The sequence below is a fragment of the Streptomyces viridosporus genome (genome assembly GCF_002078235.1).
In the GTDB taxonomy this organism is placed as follows: domain Bacteria; phylum Actinomycetota; class Actinomycetes; order Streptomycetales; family Streptomycetaceae; genus Streptomyces; species Streptomyces viridosporus.
In genome coordinates, this window is sequence record NZ_MSGP01000075.1 from 1 (window position 1) to 12,870 (window position 12,870).

The window sequence follows — 12,870 nt, forward strand, 5'->3', positions numbered from 1 at the left end:
CCGCGGCCGGGGTCGCGGCCGGACCCTGCCGAAACCTGTCCCCGCCCGCTGCCCGCGGAGAATTCCCCGGCGTTGCTTGGCAGCTTTGTGCAATGCGGCTTGCCGGAGCGGACAGCCACGGCTTAGAAATCGTCAGGAAGTCACTGGAATTGCCCGTTCGGCAATTCACGAGAGAGGTGTCGGCATGGCCGCTGCAACGCGCGAAGAGCGTCTTGTCATCATCAAGGAAATCGTCTGCGACATTCTTGAGATCGAAGAGGAAGAGGTCTCGGAAACCAGCCTCTTCAAGGAGGACCACAACGCCGACTCGCTCCGCGCGATCGAGATCCTCGCGGCACTGGAAAAGGAGTTCGGCGTGGTCATCAACCAGTCCGAACTGCCGCGCATGGTCAACCTCACGGGCGTGTACGAGGTCGTCGGGGAGCCGGCCGGCTGGTGACCCGTCCGCGACGCCTCCGGGTGGCGCGCGCGTAGGTCGGACGTGGACAAGGAGGTAGGCATGTCGGCAGTGCACGACGCCGGCCCGGAGGCAACGGGACGGCACCGGGTGGTTCTCACGGGACTCGGGGTGGTCTCCAGCATCGGGCTGGGGGCGAAGGAGTTCCTCGAGGGCCTGAAGGAGGGCCGCAGTGGGGCCCGGCCCATCACGGTGTTCGACACCGAAGGGTTCGCCCACGCCAACGGCTGCGAGATCGTCGAGTTCGAGCCGCTGGACTGGATCCGCACCCTGGAGGCGGAACAGCTCGGCAGGGCGGCGCAGTTCTCGGCCGCAGCGGCCCGGATGGCCCTGGAGGACGCCGGCCTGGACGCTGCCGACCTGCGCGGCCGACGGGGTCTGATCTCCATCGGCACCACCGATGGCGAGTCGTACGACCTCGATCAGCTGGTCGAGGCCGAGATCGAGGGCGGACCGGAGACGTTCGACCCGATGGCGGCCCGGAGGATTCCCGCCGGACGGCTCTCGATCGCCATCGCCCAGGAGCTCGAACTGGCCGACGTCGAAGCCGTCACGGTTCCGACCGCCTGCGCCGCCGGCAACTACGCCATCGGCTACGGCTTCGACGCGGTGCGCTCCGGGGAGGCGGACTACGCCTTCTGCGGGGGCGCGGACGCCATGTGCCGCAAGACGTTCACCGGCTTCTACCGGCTGGGAACCATCGCGCCGGAGCACTGCCGGCCGTTCGACGCCGACCGCAAGGGCATCCTGACCGGCGAGGGCGCCGGGGTGCTCGTCCTGGAACGGCTGGAGTCGGCCCTGGAACGCGGCGCCACCATCTACGCCGAGGTGCTCGGCTACGGCCTCAACTGCGACGCCCACCACCAGGTGGCGCCCAACCGGGCGAGCGTCGCGCGCTGCATGGAACTGGCCCTGGACAACGCGGGCGTGAAACCGGCCGAGGTGGACCTGATCTCCGCCCACGGGACGGGGACCAAGGCCAACGACATCACCGAGGCGGGCGCGATCCGCGAGGTGTTCGGCACCCCGCCGCGCACCGTCTCCATGAAGTCGATGCTCGGCCACAGCATGGGCGCGGCCAGCGCCCTGGGCGCCATCGGCTGCGCGCTCGCCCTCGCCCACCGGTTCATCCCGCCGACGATCAACCACGTCACCACGGACCCCGAGTGCGACGTCGACTGCGTGCCGAACCGGGCCGTCGAGGCCGACCTCAGGGTCGTCCAGAACAACGGTCTGGCGTTCGGCGGCAACAACGCGGTGGTCCTGCTCGGCCGGTACGACCGCCCCGAGGAGGAAGCATGCTGAGCCGTCCGATCATCGGCATGGGTGCCGTGGCCAGCACCGGAAGAGGCGTCGGAACGCTCTTCGAGAACCTGTGCCGGGGAGTCACCGGCCACGCGGAGCTGCGCGGGTTCGACCGCACCCGCTTCCGGGCGCAGCACGCCTACGAGGTGGACGACCGCCCCGTGGCGGGCGAGGACGTGCCCGCCCGCGCCACCGCGCTGCTCGTCGACGCGATCGCCCAGGCGGCGGCCGACGCGGGCCTGGGCGAGGACCTCTCCGGCATACCGGTGCTCATCGGGACGGGGCTGCGCGAGCTGCGCTCCCTGGAGCTCTGGTGGCGCGAGGGCACCGACCTGGACGACACCGGCCTGCACTTCGGCACCGCGCTGCGCGAGCGGTTCAACGCCGACGTGACCCACACCTTCTCCAACGCCTGCTCCGCCTCGCTGTACGCGCTGGCGCTCGGCTCGGACCTGCTGGCGGAGGAGGGCGACCACGCCCCCGACACGGTGATCGTCGCGGGCGTGGACGTGCTCACCGAGAGCATGTACGGACTGCTGGAGCGGGTCCACCCGACCCCGCCGGACCGGGTGCGGCCCTTCGACCGGGACCGCACCGGAGTCCTCATGGGCGACGGCGCCGCCGCCGTCGTGCTCCGCCGGGAGACCGGCGGCGGCAGGACGCACGCCCTGCTCCGCAGCGTCGCCGTCAACTGTGACGCCTTCCACGTCACCGCGCCCTCCCCGGAGGGCATCGCGAAGGCGATGCGCACCGCGTACGACATGGCGGGCGTCAAGCCGAAGGACATCGACCTGGTGATGCTGCACGGCACCGGGACCCTGCTCAACGACGAGGCCGAGGCGACGGCGATGGCCGACGCGCTGGGCGACGCGGCGAGCGGTCCGCTGATGACGGCGATCAAGTCGATGACCGGCCACACCTCCGGCGCGTCCGGGCTGATGGGCCTGGTCATGGGCGTCACCGCCCTCGCCGAGGGGCGCGTCCCGCCCACCGTCGGACTGGAGCGGCCGGTCGAGGAGGCCGCGGAGTTCCGCTTCGTGACCGGTGGCGCCGCGTCCGCGTCGATGAACGTGGCGCAGCTCAACGCGTTCGGATTCGGCGGCATCAACGCCGTCGCCATCGTGGAGGCCGCCCCGTGAGCGTCGTCATCAGCGGAGTGTCCGTACTGATCCCCGGCGCCGACAGCGCCAAGGCACTGGCCGCCGGCCCCGAGCCCGGCGCCGGGCCCGTCGAACCGGCCGCCCTGGTGGGCAGGAAGGGCCTGCGCTACAAGGACCGGGCCACCCAGCTCGGCTACTGCCTGACCTCCGCGGCCCTGGCCGACGCCGGGCTCCTCGGCGAGGACGGCACGGTCTCCGGCGGGGACGTCGGCGTGGTCGTCAGCTCCAACTACGGCAACCTGGACACCGTCGTCCGCGCCCTGGACACCCTGCGGGAGGGCACCGTCTCGGCGACCAGCCCGATGGACCTGCCGAACGCCTCGAGCAACGTCATCGCCTCCTCGGCGGCCATCCGCTACGGCCTGCGCGGTCCCAACCTGATGGTGTGCAACGGCGCGACCTCCGGTCTGGACGCGGTCAACTGGGCCACGACCATGATCACGGCGGGCCGCGTGGACCGGGTCCTCGTCGTCGGCGTCGAGCCGGACAACGACGTCGTACGCCGGCTGCTCGGCGGCCGGCACGCCGTCGACGGGGGCGCCGCCGTCGTCCTGGAGGACGCGGGAGCCGCCCGCGCGCGGGGCGTGCGGGTCCGCGCCGTGCTCGGCCGGTACGTCCGCGCGGCCGGTGTCGGGACGGTCCTGGAGCGGCTGGCCGCCTCCGGCGCGCCGGCCCCGGCCTGGTGGCACCTCCCCGACACGGCTCCCGAGGTGATCGGCGCCGACCTGCTGCCCGGGGTGGAGCGGACCGCCCTGCCCGAGCACTCCGGCCGCGCTTCCGGCGCGCTCGGTGTGCTGCAGTGCGCGACGGCCGTCGGCCTGTTCGACGAGTACGGCGAGGGGCCGGTGTTCGCGGTCTGCGGCACCGACGCCGACGACGCCTCGGCCGGGCTCGTGCTGCTGGAGCCCCCGGCCCCGGAGGCCCTCTGATGCCCGCGCCCGACGGCCTCGGCGCCGGGACGGTCCGCCGGCGCACCGCCGGCGCCGGCGGGCCCCGGATGCTGCTGGTCCACGGACTGGCGGAGAACGACAGCGTCTGGGACCGGAGCGTCGAGCTCCTGCCGCCCGCGTACGAGGTGTGGTCGGCCCGGCTCCCCTGGAGCGCCGAGGGTGTGCAGGACTGGGGCACCGACGGCGATCTCGCCGGTCCCCTGGCCCGGGTGCTGGCCGCGGTGCCCGGCGGCCCGGAGATCGTGGTGGCGCACTCCATGTCGGCGGCCGTCCTGCTGGACCTCGTCGACCGGGAGAGCCGGCGGGGCGGCGACGCCCTCGCCCGGTTCGGGATCCGCGGCCTGGTGCTGGTCTCGCCGTTCTACCGGCGCACCGCCGAGGAGTTCGACTGGGACACCATCAGCCACTACCTCAACGACTTCCACCTGATCATGGAGGAGGGCCTGCGGGTCCACTCCGGCGACCGGCTTCCCGCCTCCCTGCGGGCGGCCATGGGGGAGCGGGTGCGGGACCGGGTGGGCCCGTACGGCTGGCTGCGCTTCTTCGAGCTCTACCTGCGTACTCCGCAGCTCCAGACGGGCCGGATCACCGTGCCCTGTCTGGTGCTGGGGGGCGAGAAGGACTTCGCCGCGCCGCCCGGCGAGAGCGTGGCGCTGGCCGCCGCGCTGCCGGACGCGCGCGCACTCGTCCTCCCCGCCTGCGGGCACTTCCCGATGATCGAGGAAGCGGAACGGTTCGCCTCCGAGACCGTCACTTTCGTCAACTCCCTTGGGACCGGCGCTCCGCAGCGCGAGCCCGTCCCCGACACAGCTCTGGAGCACCGTCGATGACCATCGTCACGGAGACCGCCGTCAAGGCGCTCCTCACCGAGACGACCTCCGTCCAGGTCCGCCCCCGCTACGAGGGCTCCAACATCTGCACCTGGATCGGTTTCAAGCACGTGAACTACATGGTCGAGGAGGCGGTCCTCGACCACTTCCGGCAGGCCGCCCTGCCGGCCCGCGGCCTGTACGAGGAGCACGGCCTCGGCCTCGACATCGTCGGGATCGACACCCGTATCCTGCACGCCTTCCACATGGACGACCTCGCCACCGCCGAGGTCGTCCCGGTCACCAAGGACGCGGACGGCACGCTGGGCTTCAGGGTGACCGTGCACGTGGAACGCGACGGGGAGATCCTCAAGGCCGTCACCTCCAAGGTGCGCGTGTCCCTGCGGATCGACACCTACCTCGACTCCGCGGGCGAGGTGCCCGAGGAGCTCGCCCGTTTCGCCGTGGACCGGCTCGGAGCCGACGTGGTGCCCGCGCCGCTCACCCCGTTCACCTCCGAGGACACGATCCTGGGGGAGCTGCTGGAGGGCAAGAACGCCTACGGCTGGAAGTGGAACATCCCGTACCCGTACTGCCACTTCACCGAGCGCCTCCAGATGTCCGGCTACCTGAGGCTGATGGAGGAGGGCAAGGACCGGTTCGTCGCGGACCGGGGCATCTCCATCAAGACGCTGCTGGACGACCGCCGGTGGATCCCCGTCGTGCCGCGGTCCCAGATCCGGATCCTCGACGAGGCGATGATGGAGGAGGACCTCTACACCACCTACGAGGTGGAGGAGGTCTTCAAGGACTTCACCTACACCACCCGGATGAACTGGTACGTCGTCCGCGACGGCGGCCTCCTCAAGACCGCCACGGGCACCATCGTGCACGGCTACGCGGTCATCGAGAACCGCCGCGACTGGAGCCTGGAGAACTTCGACCAGCACGTGCTGGACGCGCTCAACGGCACGACGCGGCAGCCGTGAACGACGCCTGGGGAGGGAGCCGCGGGAGGACGCCGCGGATCCTGCTGATCGAGAGTCACGGGCCGTGCGCCCCGGTCGACGCCGGCCTGCGGCGGGACGCCACGGCGCAGGCGCGGGCCGGGCACCCGGTGCTGATGTACCTGGTGGAGGACGGGTGCCTCCTCGCCCGGCCCGGGACCGACGAAGAACTGGACCGCTTCGAGGCGGCGGGCGGCCGACTGGCCGTCGACCGCTTCTCCCTCGTGCAGCGGGGGATCGAGCATCTCCCGCTGCGCCCCCGGGCGACGGTCTCCGACATGGACGAACTGGCCGGCTGGATCACCGGCCCCGACGTACAGGCGGTGTGGCACTGACATGGCGCGCAGCATTCCGCCCACCGACGTACTGATCACCCTCATGGGCTCACCGCACGAGTCGGAGCGCGTCACCAGCGCGCTGCGCCTGGTCCAGGCGCTGCTGGAGCAGGGCCGTGCCGTACAGGTGTGGGCCTGCGGGTACGCCACCCTGCTCACCCAGAACCCGCTGGGTGAGGACAAACCGCGCAACCTGGCGAACTGGAACGGGGTCTACCCGTCCACGGCCGCCCTGGTGAAGGACATGCTGGAAACGTTCCCGGGCCGGCTGTACTGGTACGGCTGCCGGTTCTGCAGCGACGACCGGGGTGCGGCGGACCACCTGCCGCAGGTCGTCATGCGTCCCCCGTCCGGCTACGGCGCCAACGTGGCCGCGGCCGGGCGCACCCTTCAGGTGGGGGTCCTGTGATGGCCGGCGCACGGACCGCCGGGGAGACCGGCACGCCCGGACGGCGCACCCTGGCCATCGTGGAGAAGGCCTACCGCGGGGCGCTGGAGAAGCAGTTCTTCGACGCCCTGTACCTGGCGGTGGAGCTGCACCGCCAGCTCGGCGGGCTCGACGTGCTGCTGCGCGGACGCGCCGTCACCTACGGCGTGCGCGCCGAGCCGGTGCCCGCGCTGCGGATCGGCAGCCGCACCCTGGACACCCTCACCGACCCCCGCCGGGACCTGCGCACCCTCATGGACGCCGGGGTCCGGGTCCACGCCGAGGAGTCCGCCCTGGCCGCGCACGGACTGGCCCCGGACCGGCTGCTGGACGGGGTGCGGGCGGTCCCCGACGGGAGCACGGCCCTGCGCTGGCCCGAGTACCGAATGGTCTGTTACCTGTGAACCGAAGGGAAGCGTGGCGGACATGACCACCACCGCAACGGGCGCCGGCCGCCCCGTCATCACCGCGTGGTCCGCGGTGTCGCCGTTCGGCATCGGCCGGACCGCGTTCGCCGAGGGGGCCCGCGAGCGGCGCTCCACCGTCTCCGTGCTCGCCGAGACCGGGCCCGCCGGACCCCGGGACGACGCCTGCACGGTCCCCGGCTTCGAGGTCCGGGCGGTGCTCGGCAAGAAGGGCACCCGGTCCATGGACCGGGTCACCGGACTGGCGGTCACCGCCGTGGGGGCGCTGCTCGACGACACCGAACGGAGCCGGGCCGTCGGCACCGGCGAGGGCGCCGCCCTGGCCCTGGGCACCACCACCGGCAGCGCCCAGAGCATGATGGACTTCACGCGGGACTCGCTCACCGGCGAGCAGCCGTTCTTCGTCGACCCGGCGCGCTTCCCCAACACCGTGATGAACTGCGCGGCCGGCCAGAGCGCCATCTGGTACCAGCTCAAGGGGCCCAACACGACCATCGCGGGCGGCCGGGCGGCCGGGCTGCACGCCCTGAACTACTCCCGCCGGCTGCTGGCCGCGGGCCGTGCCCAGACCGTGCTGTGCGGCGCCGCCGAGGAGTACTCCACCGCCCGCGCCTGGCTCGAGCACCACTCCGGTGACGGCGCGCCGGGCGCACCGCTCGGCGAGGGCTGCGCCGTGTTCCTCGTCGAGCCCGCGGCCGGCGAGGACGGCGACCAGCCGGTGCTGGCCGAGATCCTGGCCGTCGAACTGGGCGTCGTGCTCCGTGACGACGTGGCCGGCAGCCTCACGGCCTGCCTGCGCGGCGCACTGCGCCGGTCCGGCGTCGGCCTCACGGAGATCGCCGCCGTCGCCCGCTCCGGTGCCCCCGGGGCGGAGGGCGACGCCGAGGCCGCGGTCGTCGGCGAACTGCTGGCCGGCGTGGACGCGGCCGACCTCACCCAGGTCGCGCTGATCGGCGACACCGGCGCCGCCTCCGCCGCCTTCCAGACCGCCGCCCTGCTGGCTCACGCGGAGGACGACCGCACCGTGGCCGGGAAGGTGGGCCTCGTCACCTCCGTCGACCGGACCGGGACCGTCGGCTGCGCCCTGCTCCGGCTGCGCTGACCACCGTCCGCCCCCGCGCCGAAACCGAAGAACGAAACGCCGAGAGAGGTACCACCGTGCTGGACAAGGAAGAACTGCGCTCGATCGTCGCGCAGGTACTGGACGTCGATACGGCCGAGATCACCGACGACGTCAGGTTCGTCGACGACCTGGAGGTCGACTCCCTCCTGGCCCTGGAGATCGTGGTCGTCCTGGAGAAGAAGTACGGGGTGAAGCTGCCGGAGTCCGAGCTGCGACAGATCGTCACCCTGCAGAGCGCCTACGACCTGCTGGCCGGAAAGCTGCAGGCCGTCTGATGGACGTCCTCGCCGAGACGCGTCCGGGCGCCCCGGCCCCCGCCGCGACCCGGTCCGGACCGCGGGCCGCCGCCGTGCTCTCGGGCGCCGTCGAGGTCCTGCCGTCGCAGCGGGAGGGGCGCACCTCCACCCGGTTCACCGTGGCCGCGGACGAGACGGTGCTCCCCGGCCACTACCCGGGCTTCCCGATCTTCCCCGGCGTGTGCCTGGTCGAGTACGTGCACCGGAGCGTGCTCGCCACGGCGCCCGCGCGGGAGCCCGGCCTTGAGCTCGTGGCCGTGGAGAGCACCCGGTTCACCGGGCCCGTGTACCCGGGCGACGCACTGACCGCGGACATCGACTGGAAGCCGGTGGACGGCGTGACGTGGCAGTGCCGGGCGAAGATCCGCTCCGGCCGGGGCGACGCCGCGTCGGTGCGCCTGCGCTACCGCCGTGGCACGGACGGAGCGTCGGCGTGAGCGGACAGAGGGAGATCCGCGGCAGGCTGCCGCACCGCTACCCCGTGCTGCTGGTGGACCGGGTCACGCACGTCGATCCCGGCCGCGCGCTGACCGCCCTCAAGGCGGTCACCTGCAACGAGCCCTGGTACGCGGACCTGGGCCCGGACACCCCCGAGGAGGGTTTCGGCTACCCGAAACCGCTGCTGGTGGAGTCCTGGTGCCAGTCCGCGGGTGTCCTGGCCACCTGGGAGGCCCCCAACCCCGATGTGCTGACCGGGCAGGTCATGCTCTTCGGCGGCATGACCGAGGTCGAGTTCCACCGCACCGTCCTGCCCGGCGACGTCCTGGAGCACCGGGTGCGCGTCGAACGCCGGGTGGACGACACCGTGATGTTCGAGGGCGAGAGCCTGGTGGACGGCGAGACGGTGATGACCGTCGGCCGCATCGTCATGGCCTTCCGCCCGGCCGAAGTCCTGAGACCCGAAGCGAGCTGAGCGAAGACCATGCAGGACAACACTTCCCGGGTGGCACTCGTCACCGGCGGTTCACGCGGGATCGGACGGGCGTGCGTACTGGCCCTCGCCCGCGACGGATTCGACGTCGCCTTCTGCTACCGCGCCGACGACGAGGCGGCCCGGCAGGTGGAGAAGGAGGCCGGCCAACTCGGCGTACGCGTCGTGTCCCGGCGGACGGACGTCGCCGACGGCCAGGCCGTGCGCTCCTTCGTCGAGGAGGCCGAGGACACGCTCGGCCCCGTCGACGCGGCGGTCACCGCCGCCGGGATCACCCGTGACAACCCCCTGGTGCTGATGGACGACGACCAGTGGCACCAGGTCGTCGACACCAATCTCGACGGCGTCTACCACCTGTGCCGCGCGGTCGTCTTCTCCATGATGAAGCGCCGTACCGGCGCGATCGTCAACATCTCGTCGGTGGCGGGGGTGTACGGCCACGCCAGCCAGAGCAACTACTCCGCCACGAAGGCCGGCATCATCGGCTTCTCCCGGTCGCTGGCCAAGGAGGTCGGCCGCTCCGGGATCCGCGTCAACGCGGTCGCCCCCGGTTTCATCGACACCGACATGGTCGCCGCGATGAACGACAAGGCCCGCAAGGACATCACCCGGACGATCCCGCTGCGGCGCATGGGCCGTGCCGAGGAGGTCGGCGACCTCGTCGCGTACCTGGTGTCGGACAAGGCCGAGTACATCACCGGTTCCGTCCTGCAGATCGACGGCGGCATCACCATCTGACCACCCGACCACCCGACCACCGGACGGGCCGGAGCGTCCGGCCGTCCGCGCCGGCCCGATCCGTGACCGGCGGCAGCACTCAGCATGTTTGGAGGCGGTGATGGCCCGACGGAGGCCGCGCTGGTACTTCTCGTTCCGCAGTCCCTATGCGTGGATGGCGTACCGGGACCTGATGGCCGACCACCGGGACGTCGCGGACCGCATCGACTGGCTCCCCTTCTGGGAGCCGGACGCGGAGGCCGGCGGCCGCCTGGAGCAGGCCGGCATCAGCCTGCCGTACGTGGCGATGTCGAAGGAGAAGCACCTCTACATCCTCCAGGACGTGCGCAGACTCGCCCGCGACCGCGGCCTGGAGATGGTGTGGCCGATCGACCGCGAACCCCGGTGGGAGGTGTCGCACCTGGCGTACCTGGTGGCCGACGAACTCGGCCGCGGACGGGAGTTCATCGCGGCGGTCTACCGAGCACGCTGGGAGGAGGGACAGGACATCTCCGATCCGGCCGTCATCGCCGGCATCGCCGAGCGGATCGGCCTGGACCCGGTGCGCCTGTCCACCGCGTACACCGATCCGGCCGTGCGCGAGCGCGGTCTCGAGGCCCTCGACTCGCTCCACCGCGACGGCGTCTTCGGAGTTCCGTTCTTCATCGACGGCTACGAGAAGTTCTGGGGGGTGGACCGGCTGCCCGGCTTCGTCTCCTCCGTCCGCTCCCGCACCTCCCGCACCGCCTGAACCGGCCCCGCGCCCCCGACCCCCTCCGCAACCCGACCCGCTCACCCTCACAGCAACGAAGGAGCCCGACATGGCGACCAACCCGTTCGAAGACGACAACGCGAGCTACTACGTCCTGGTCAACGACGAGAACCAGCACTCGCTGTGGCCCGCGTTCGCCGAGGTGCCCGCCGGCTGGACCGTCGTGTTCGGCGAGGAGCCCCGGCAGGCGTGCCTCGACTACATCACCGAGAACTGGACCGACATGCGGCCCAAGAGCCTTGCGATGGCCATGGACGCCTGACCGGGCGTCGCAAGGGGGCGCGGTCCGGTGTCCCCGGCCGGCCGCGCCCCGCGCGAAGGGCCCGGTGGGCGGGTGCGACGCCCACCGGGCCCTCCCGCGTACGGGGAGCCCCGCCCGTCGTCGCAATGCGCCGACGGGCTTTCCGTTGGCAGCTTGATGCAGTTGCCATTGTCCGTCTTCCGAAGCCGGTGCGACAGTGCTCGGAATTGACCGACGTCGGCCATGTCCGGTCGCGGTATTCAACCGCCGGGATACCTGCCGCACGCACACTGCGCAATCCCTGCCAAGGCGATCCGCTAGAGGTGGAAGAGAATCATGCTCGCTGGTGACGGAGTACCGCTTACGTCCGCGCAGTCGGGAATCTGGTTCGCCCAGCAACTCGACGCGTCGAATCCGATCTACAACGCCGGCGAATACCTGGAAATTCACGGGTCCGTCGATGTCCCGGTATTCGAGGCCGCGCTGCGGCAGGTTGTGGCCGAGGCGGAGAACCTGCGCGTCACCTTCGTCGAGACGCCCGACGGACCGCGCCAGTACGTCCACCCGGACCCCGAGTGGCGGCTGCGGGTCATCGACGTGAGCGGCGAGGCCGACCCGCGGGCGGCCGCCGAGGCGTGGATGCGCGCGGACCTGGCACGGCCCCAGGACCCGTCGGTCGGACCGCTGTTCCTCTTCGTCCTCTTCCGGGCCGCCGACGACCGCTGGTTCTGGCTGCACCGCTACCACCACCTGCTCGTCGACGGGTTCACCGTGGCACTCGTCGCCCGGCGCGTCGCCGAGGTCTACACCGCCCTGCTGAGCGGCGGGACGAGCGACAACCCCTTCGGCGCCCTGGACGACCTCGTCGGCATGGACGCCGCCTACCGCTCCTCCGACGCCTTCGAAGCCGACCGCGCGTGGTGGGCGGAGAAACTGGCCGGCCGGCCCGAACCCGTGAGCCTCTCCGCCAAGGAGCCCGCGGCCGCCCGCGGCCTGCTGCGCCGCACCGAGTACCTGGACGCCGGGGCGGCCGAGCGGCTCCGCGACGCGGCCCGCGAGGCGGGGGTGCCGTGGCCCTGCATGATGACCGCCGCCGTCTCGGTCTACCTGCACCGGCTCACCGGCGCGGAGGAGATCGTGCTCGGCCTCCCCGTCACCACCCGGCTGGGCAGGGCCGCCCGCGGCGTGCCCGGCATGGTCTCCAACGTGCTGCCGCTCCGGGTTCCGGTGAATCCGGCCGACTCCCTCCCCCGGCTGCTGGAGCGGGTCTCCCGCGAGATGCGCGGCGTCATGCGGCACCAGCGCTACCGCTACGAGGACCTGCGCCGCGACCTGCAGCTCCTCGGCGGCGACGAGCGCCTGACCGGGCCTCAGGTCAACATCATGATGTTCGACTACGCCCTCACCTTCGGCGAGCACCGGGCGACGGTCCACAACCTCTGCATCGGCCCCGCCGACGACCTGTCGGTCATCGTCTACGACCGCACCGACGGCCAGGGGCTGCAGATCGACTTCGACGCGAACCCGGAGCTCTACTCCGAGCGCGAACTCGCCTCCCACCTGCGGCGCTTCGTGGGGTTCCTGGGGGAACTGGCCGAGGCCCCGGCCGACCGGGCCGTCGGCGCCCTCGACGTGGCCACCACCGCGGAGCTCGACGCCGTCCTGGCCGCCGGTGCGGGTGCGGTGGTGGGTGAGGCCGGTACGGACGGGCCGTCGCTGGCCGAGCTGTTCCAGACACGGGCGGCCGCCACCCCGGACGCGATCGCCGTGACCTGCGGCGAGCACTCCCTCTCCTACCGCGAGCTGAACGCCTCGGCGAACCGGCTGGCCCGCCGCCTGCTCGCCGCCGGCGCCGGCCCGGGCCGGTTCGTCGGCCTCGCCCTGCCCCGGACCACGGACCTGGTCACCGCCCTGC

At 72.2% G+C, this 12,870-nt stretch carries 17 protein-coding genes; all 17 read left to right on the forward strand.

The window, feature by feature from the left end:
- The first annotated feature begins 184 nt into the window (after positions 1–184).
- Positions 185–439: an acyl carrier protein gene (locus B7L92_RS05410; RefSeq protein ID WP_081236340.1), complete on the forward strand. Its 255-nt coding sequence runs from the start codon at positions 185–187 to the stop codon at positions 437–439.
- A 60-nt stretch (positions 440–499) separates the two neighbouring features.
- Positions 500–1,762: a beta-ketoacyl-[acyl-carrier-protein] synthase family protein gene (locus B7L92_RS05415; RefSeq protein ID WP_081236341.1), complete on the forward strand. Its 1,263-nt coding sequence runs from the start codon at positions 500–502 to the stop codon at positions 1,760–1,762.
- On the forward strand, positions 1,756–2,901 hold the full coding sequence (locus tag B7L92_RS05420) for a beta-ketoacyl synthase N-terminal-like domain-containing protein (protein WP_081236342.1): 1,146 nt from the start codon (positions 1,756–1,758) through the stop codon (positions 2,899–2,901). Before B7L92_RS05415 ends, B7L92_RS05420 begins: the two co-directional genes overlap by 7 nt.
- Positions 2,898–3,851, forward strand: coding sequence for a beta-ketoacyl synthase N-terminal-like domain-containing protein (locus B7L92_RS05425; RefSeq protein ID WP_081236343.1), 954 nt, complete (start codon positions 2,898–2,900; stop codon positions 3,849–3,851). The genes B7L92_RS05420 and B7L92_RS05425 overlap by 4 nt, the downstream gene beginning before the upstream one ends.
- Entirely contained in the window at positions 3,851–4,702 is an 852-nt protein-coding gene (locus B7L92_RS05430) for an alpha/beta fold hydrolase (protein WP_255310762.1), read from the forward strand. The genes B7L92_RS05425 and B7L92_RS05430 overlap by 1 nt, the downstream gene beginning before the upstream one ends.
- Positions 4,699–5,670, forward strand: coding sequence for an acyl-CoA thioesterase family protein (locus tag B7L92_RS05435; protein ID WP_081236344.1), 972 nt, complete (start codon positions 4,699–4,701; stop codon positions 5,668–5,670). The genes B7L92_RS05430 and B7L92_RS05435 overlap by 4 nt, the downstream gene beginning before the upstream one ends.
- On the forward strand, positions 5,667–6,023 hold the full coding sequence (locus tag B7L92_RS05440; protein ID WP_081236345.1) for a hypothetical protein: 357 nt from the start codon (positions 5,667–5,669) through the stop codon (positions 6,021–6,023). The genes B7L92_RS05435 and B7L92_RS05440 overlap by 4 nt, the downstream gene beginning before the upstream one ends.
- A 1-nt stretch (position 6,024) precedes the next feature.
- On the forward strand, positions 6,025–6,432 hold the full coding sequence (locus B7L92_RS05445) for a hypothetical protein (RefSeq protein WP_004981579.1): 408 nt from the start codon (positions 6,025–6,027) through the stop codon (positions 6,430–6,432).
- Complete coding sequence (locus B7L92_RS05450) at positions 6,432–6,854, forward strand: DsrE family protein (RefSeq protein WP_016824043.1); 423 nt, start codon at positions 6,432–6,434, stop codon at positions 6,852–6,854. The genes B7L92_RS05445 and B7L92_RS05450 overlap by 1 nt, the downstream gene beginning before the upstream one ends.
- A gap of 22 nt (positions 6,855–6,876) precedes the next feature.
- A complete protein-coding gene (locus B7L92_RS05455) occupies positions 6,877–7,977 on the forward strand; it encodes a beta-ketoacyl synthase N-terminal-like domain-containing protein (protein ID WP_081236346.1) in 1,101 nt (366 codons plus the stop codon).
- 56 nt (positions 7,978–8,033) lie between these two features.
- Entirely contained in the window at positions 8,034–8,273 is a 240-nt protein-coding gene (locus B7L92_RS05460) for an acyl carrier protein (protein ID WP_004981588.1), read from the forward strand.
- Positions 8,273–8,731 carry a 3-hydroxyacyl-ACP dehydratase FabZ family protein gene (locus B7L92_RS05465; RefSeq protein WP_081236347.1) on the forward strand — a complete coding sequence of 153 codons (459 nt, stop codon included), beginning with the start codon at positions 8,273–8,275 and terminating at the stop codon, positions 8,729–8,731. Before B7L92_RS05460 ends, B7L92_RS05465 begins: the two co-directional genes overlap by 1 nt.
- Positions 8,728–9,207 (forward strand): 3-hydroxyacyl-ACP dehydratase FabZ family protein, encoded by a 480-nt coding sequence (locus tag B7L92_RS05470; protein ID WP_081236348.1) that lies wholly within the window; start codon positions 8,728–8,730, stop codon positions 9,205–9,207. Before B7L92_RS05465 ends, B7L92_RS05470 begins: the two co-directional genes overlap by 4 nt.
- Positions 9,208–9,216: 9 nt before the next feature.
- Positions 9,217–9,963 (forward strand): 3-oxoacyl-[acyl-carrier-protein] reductase, encoded by a 747-nt coding sequence (gene fabG / locus B7L92_RS05475; RefSeq protein ID WP_081236349.1) that lies wholly within the window; start codon positions 9,217–9,219, stop codon positions 9,961–9,963.
- Between the two features lie 100 nt (positions 9,964–10,063).
- On the forward strand, positions 10,064–10,693 hold the full coding sequence (locus tag B7L92_RS05480; protein ID WP_255310763.1) for a 2-hydroxychromene-2-carboxylate isomerase: 630 nt from the start codon (positions 10,064–10,066) through the stop codon (positions 10,691–10,693).
- 70 nt (positions 10,694–10,763) lie between these two features.
- On the forward strand, positions 10,764–10,976 hold the full coding sequence (locus tag B7L92_RS05485) for an MbtH family protein (protein WP_081236351.1): 213 nt from the start codon (positions 10,764–10,766) through the stop codon (positions 10,974–10,976).
- Positions 10,977–11,291: 315 nt separating this feature from the next.
- The coding region (locus B7L92_RS05490; protein WP_143626241.1) for a condensation domain-containing protein at positions 11,292–12,870 on the forward strand (1,579 nt) is incomplete at its 3' end.

Coding starts and splice junctions, on each gene's coding strand:
- B7L92_RS05410 (WP_081236340.1), top strand. CDS start 185: ATGGCCGCTGCAACGCGCGAAGAGCGTCTTGTCATCATCAAGGAAATC.
- B7L92_RS05415 (WP_081236341.1), top strand. CDS start 500: ATGTCGGCAGTGCACGACGCCGGCCCGGAGGCAACGGGACGGCACCGG.
- B7L92_RS05420 (WP_081236342.1), top strand. CDS start 1,756: ATGCTGAGCCGTCCGATCATCGGCATGGGTGCCGTGGCCAGCACCGGA.
- B7L92_RS05430 (WP_255310762.1), top strand. CDS start 3,851: ATGCCCGCGCCCGACGGCCTCGGCGCCGGGACGGTCCGCCGGCGCACC.
- B7L92_RS05435 (WP_081236344.1), top strand. CDS start 4,699: ATGACCATCGTCACGGAGACCGCCGTCAAGGCGCTCCTCACCGAGACG.
- B7L92_RS05445 (WP_004981579.1), top strand. CDS start 6,025: ATGGCGCGCAGCATTCCGCCCACCGACGTACTGATCACCCTCATGGGC.
- B7L92_RS05450 (WP_016824043.1), top strand. CDS start 6,432: ATGGCCGGCGCACGGACCGCCGGGGAGACCGGCACGCCCGGACGGCGC.
- B7L92_RS05455 (WP_081236346.1), top strand. CDS start 6,877: ATGACCACCACCGCAACGGGCGCCGGCCGCCCCGTCATCACCGCGTGG.
- B7L92_RS05465 (WP_081236347.1), top strand. CDS start 8,273: ATGGACGTCCTCGCCGAGACGCGTCCGGGCGCCCCGGCCCCCGCCGCG.
- fabG (WP_081236349.1), top strand. CDS start 9,217: ATGCAGGACAACACTTCCCGGGTGGCACTCGTCACCGGCGGTTCACGC.
- B7L92_RS05480 (WP_255310763.1), top strand. CDS start 10,064: ATGGCCCGACGGAGGCCGCGCTGGTACTTCTCGTTCCGCAGTCCCTAT.
- B7L92_RS05485 (WP_081236351.1), top strand. CDS start 10,764: ATGGCGACCAACCCGTTCGAAGACGACAACGCGAGCTACTACGTCCTG.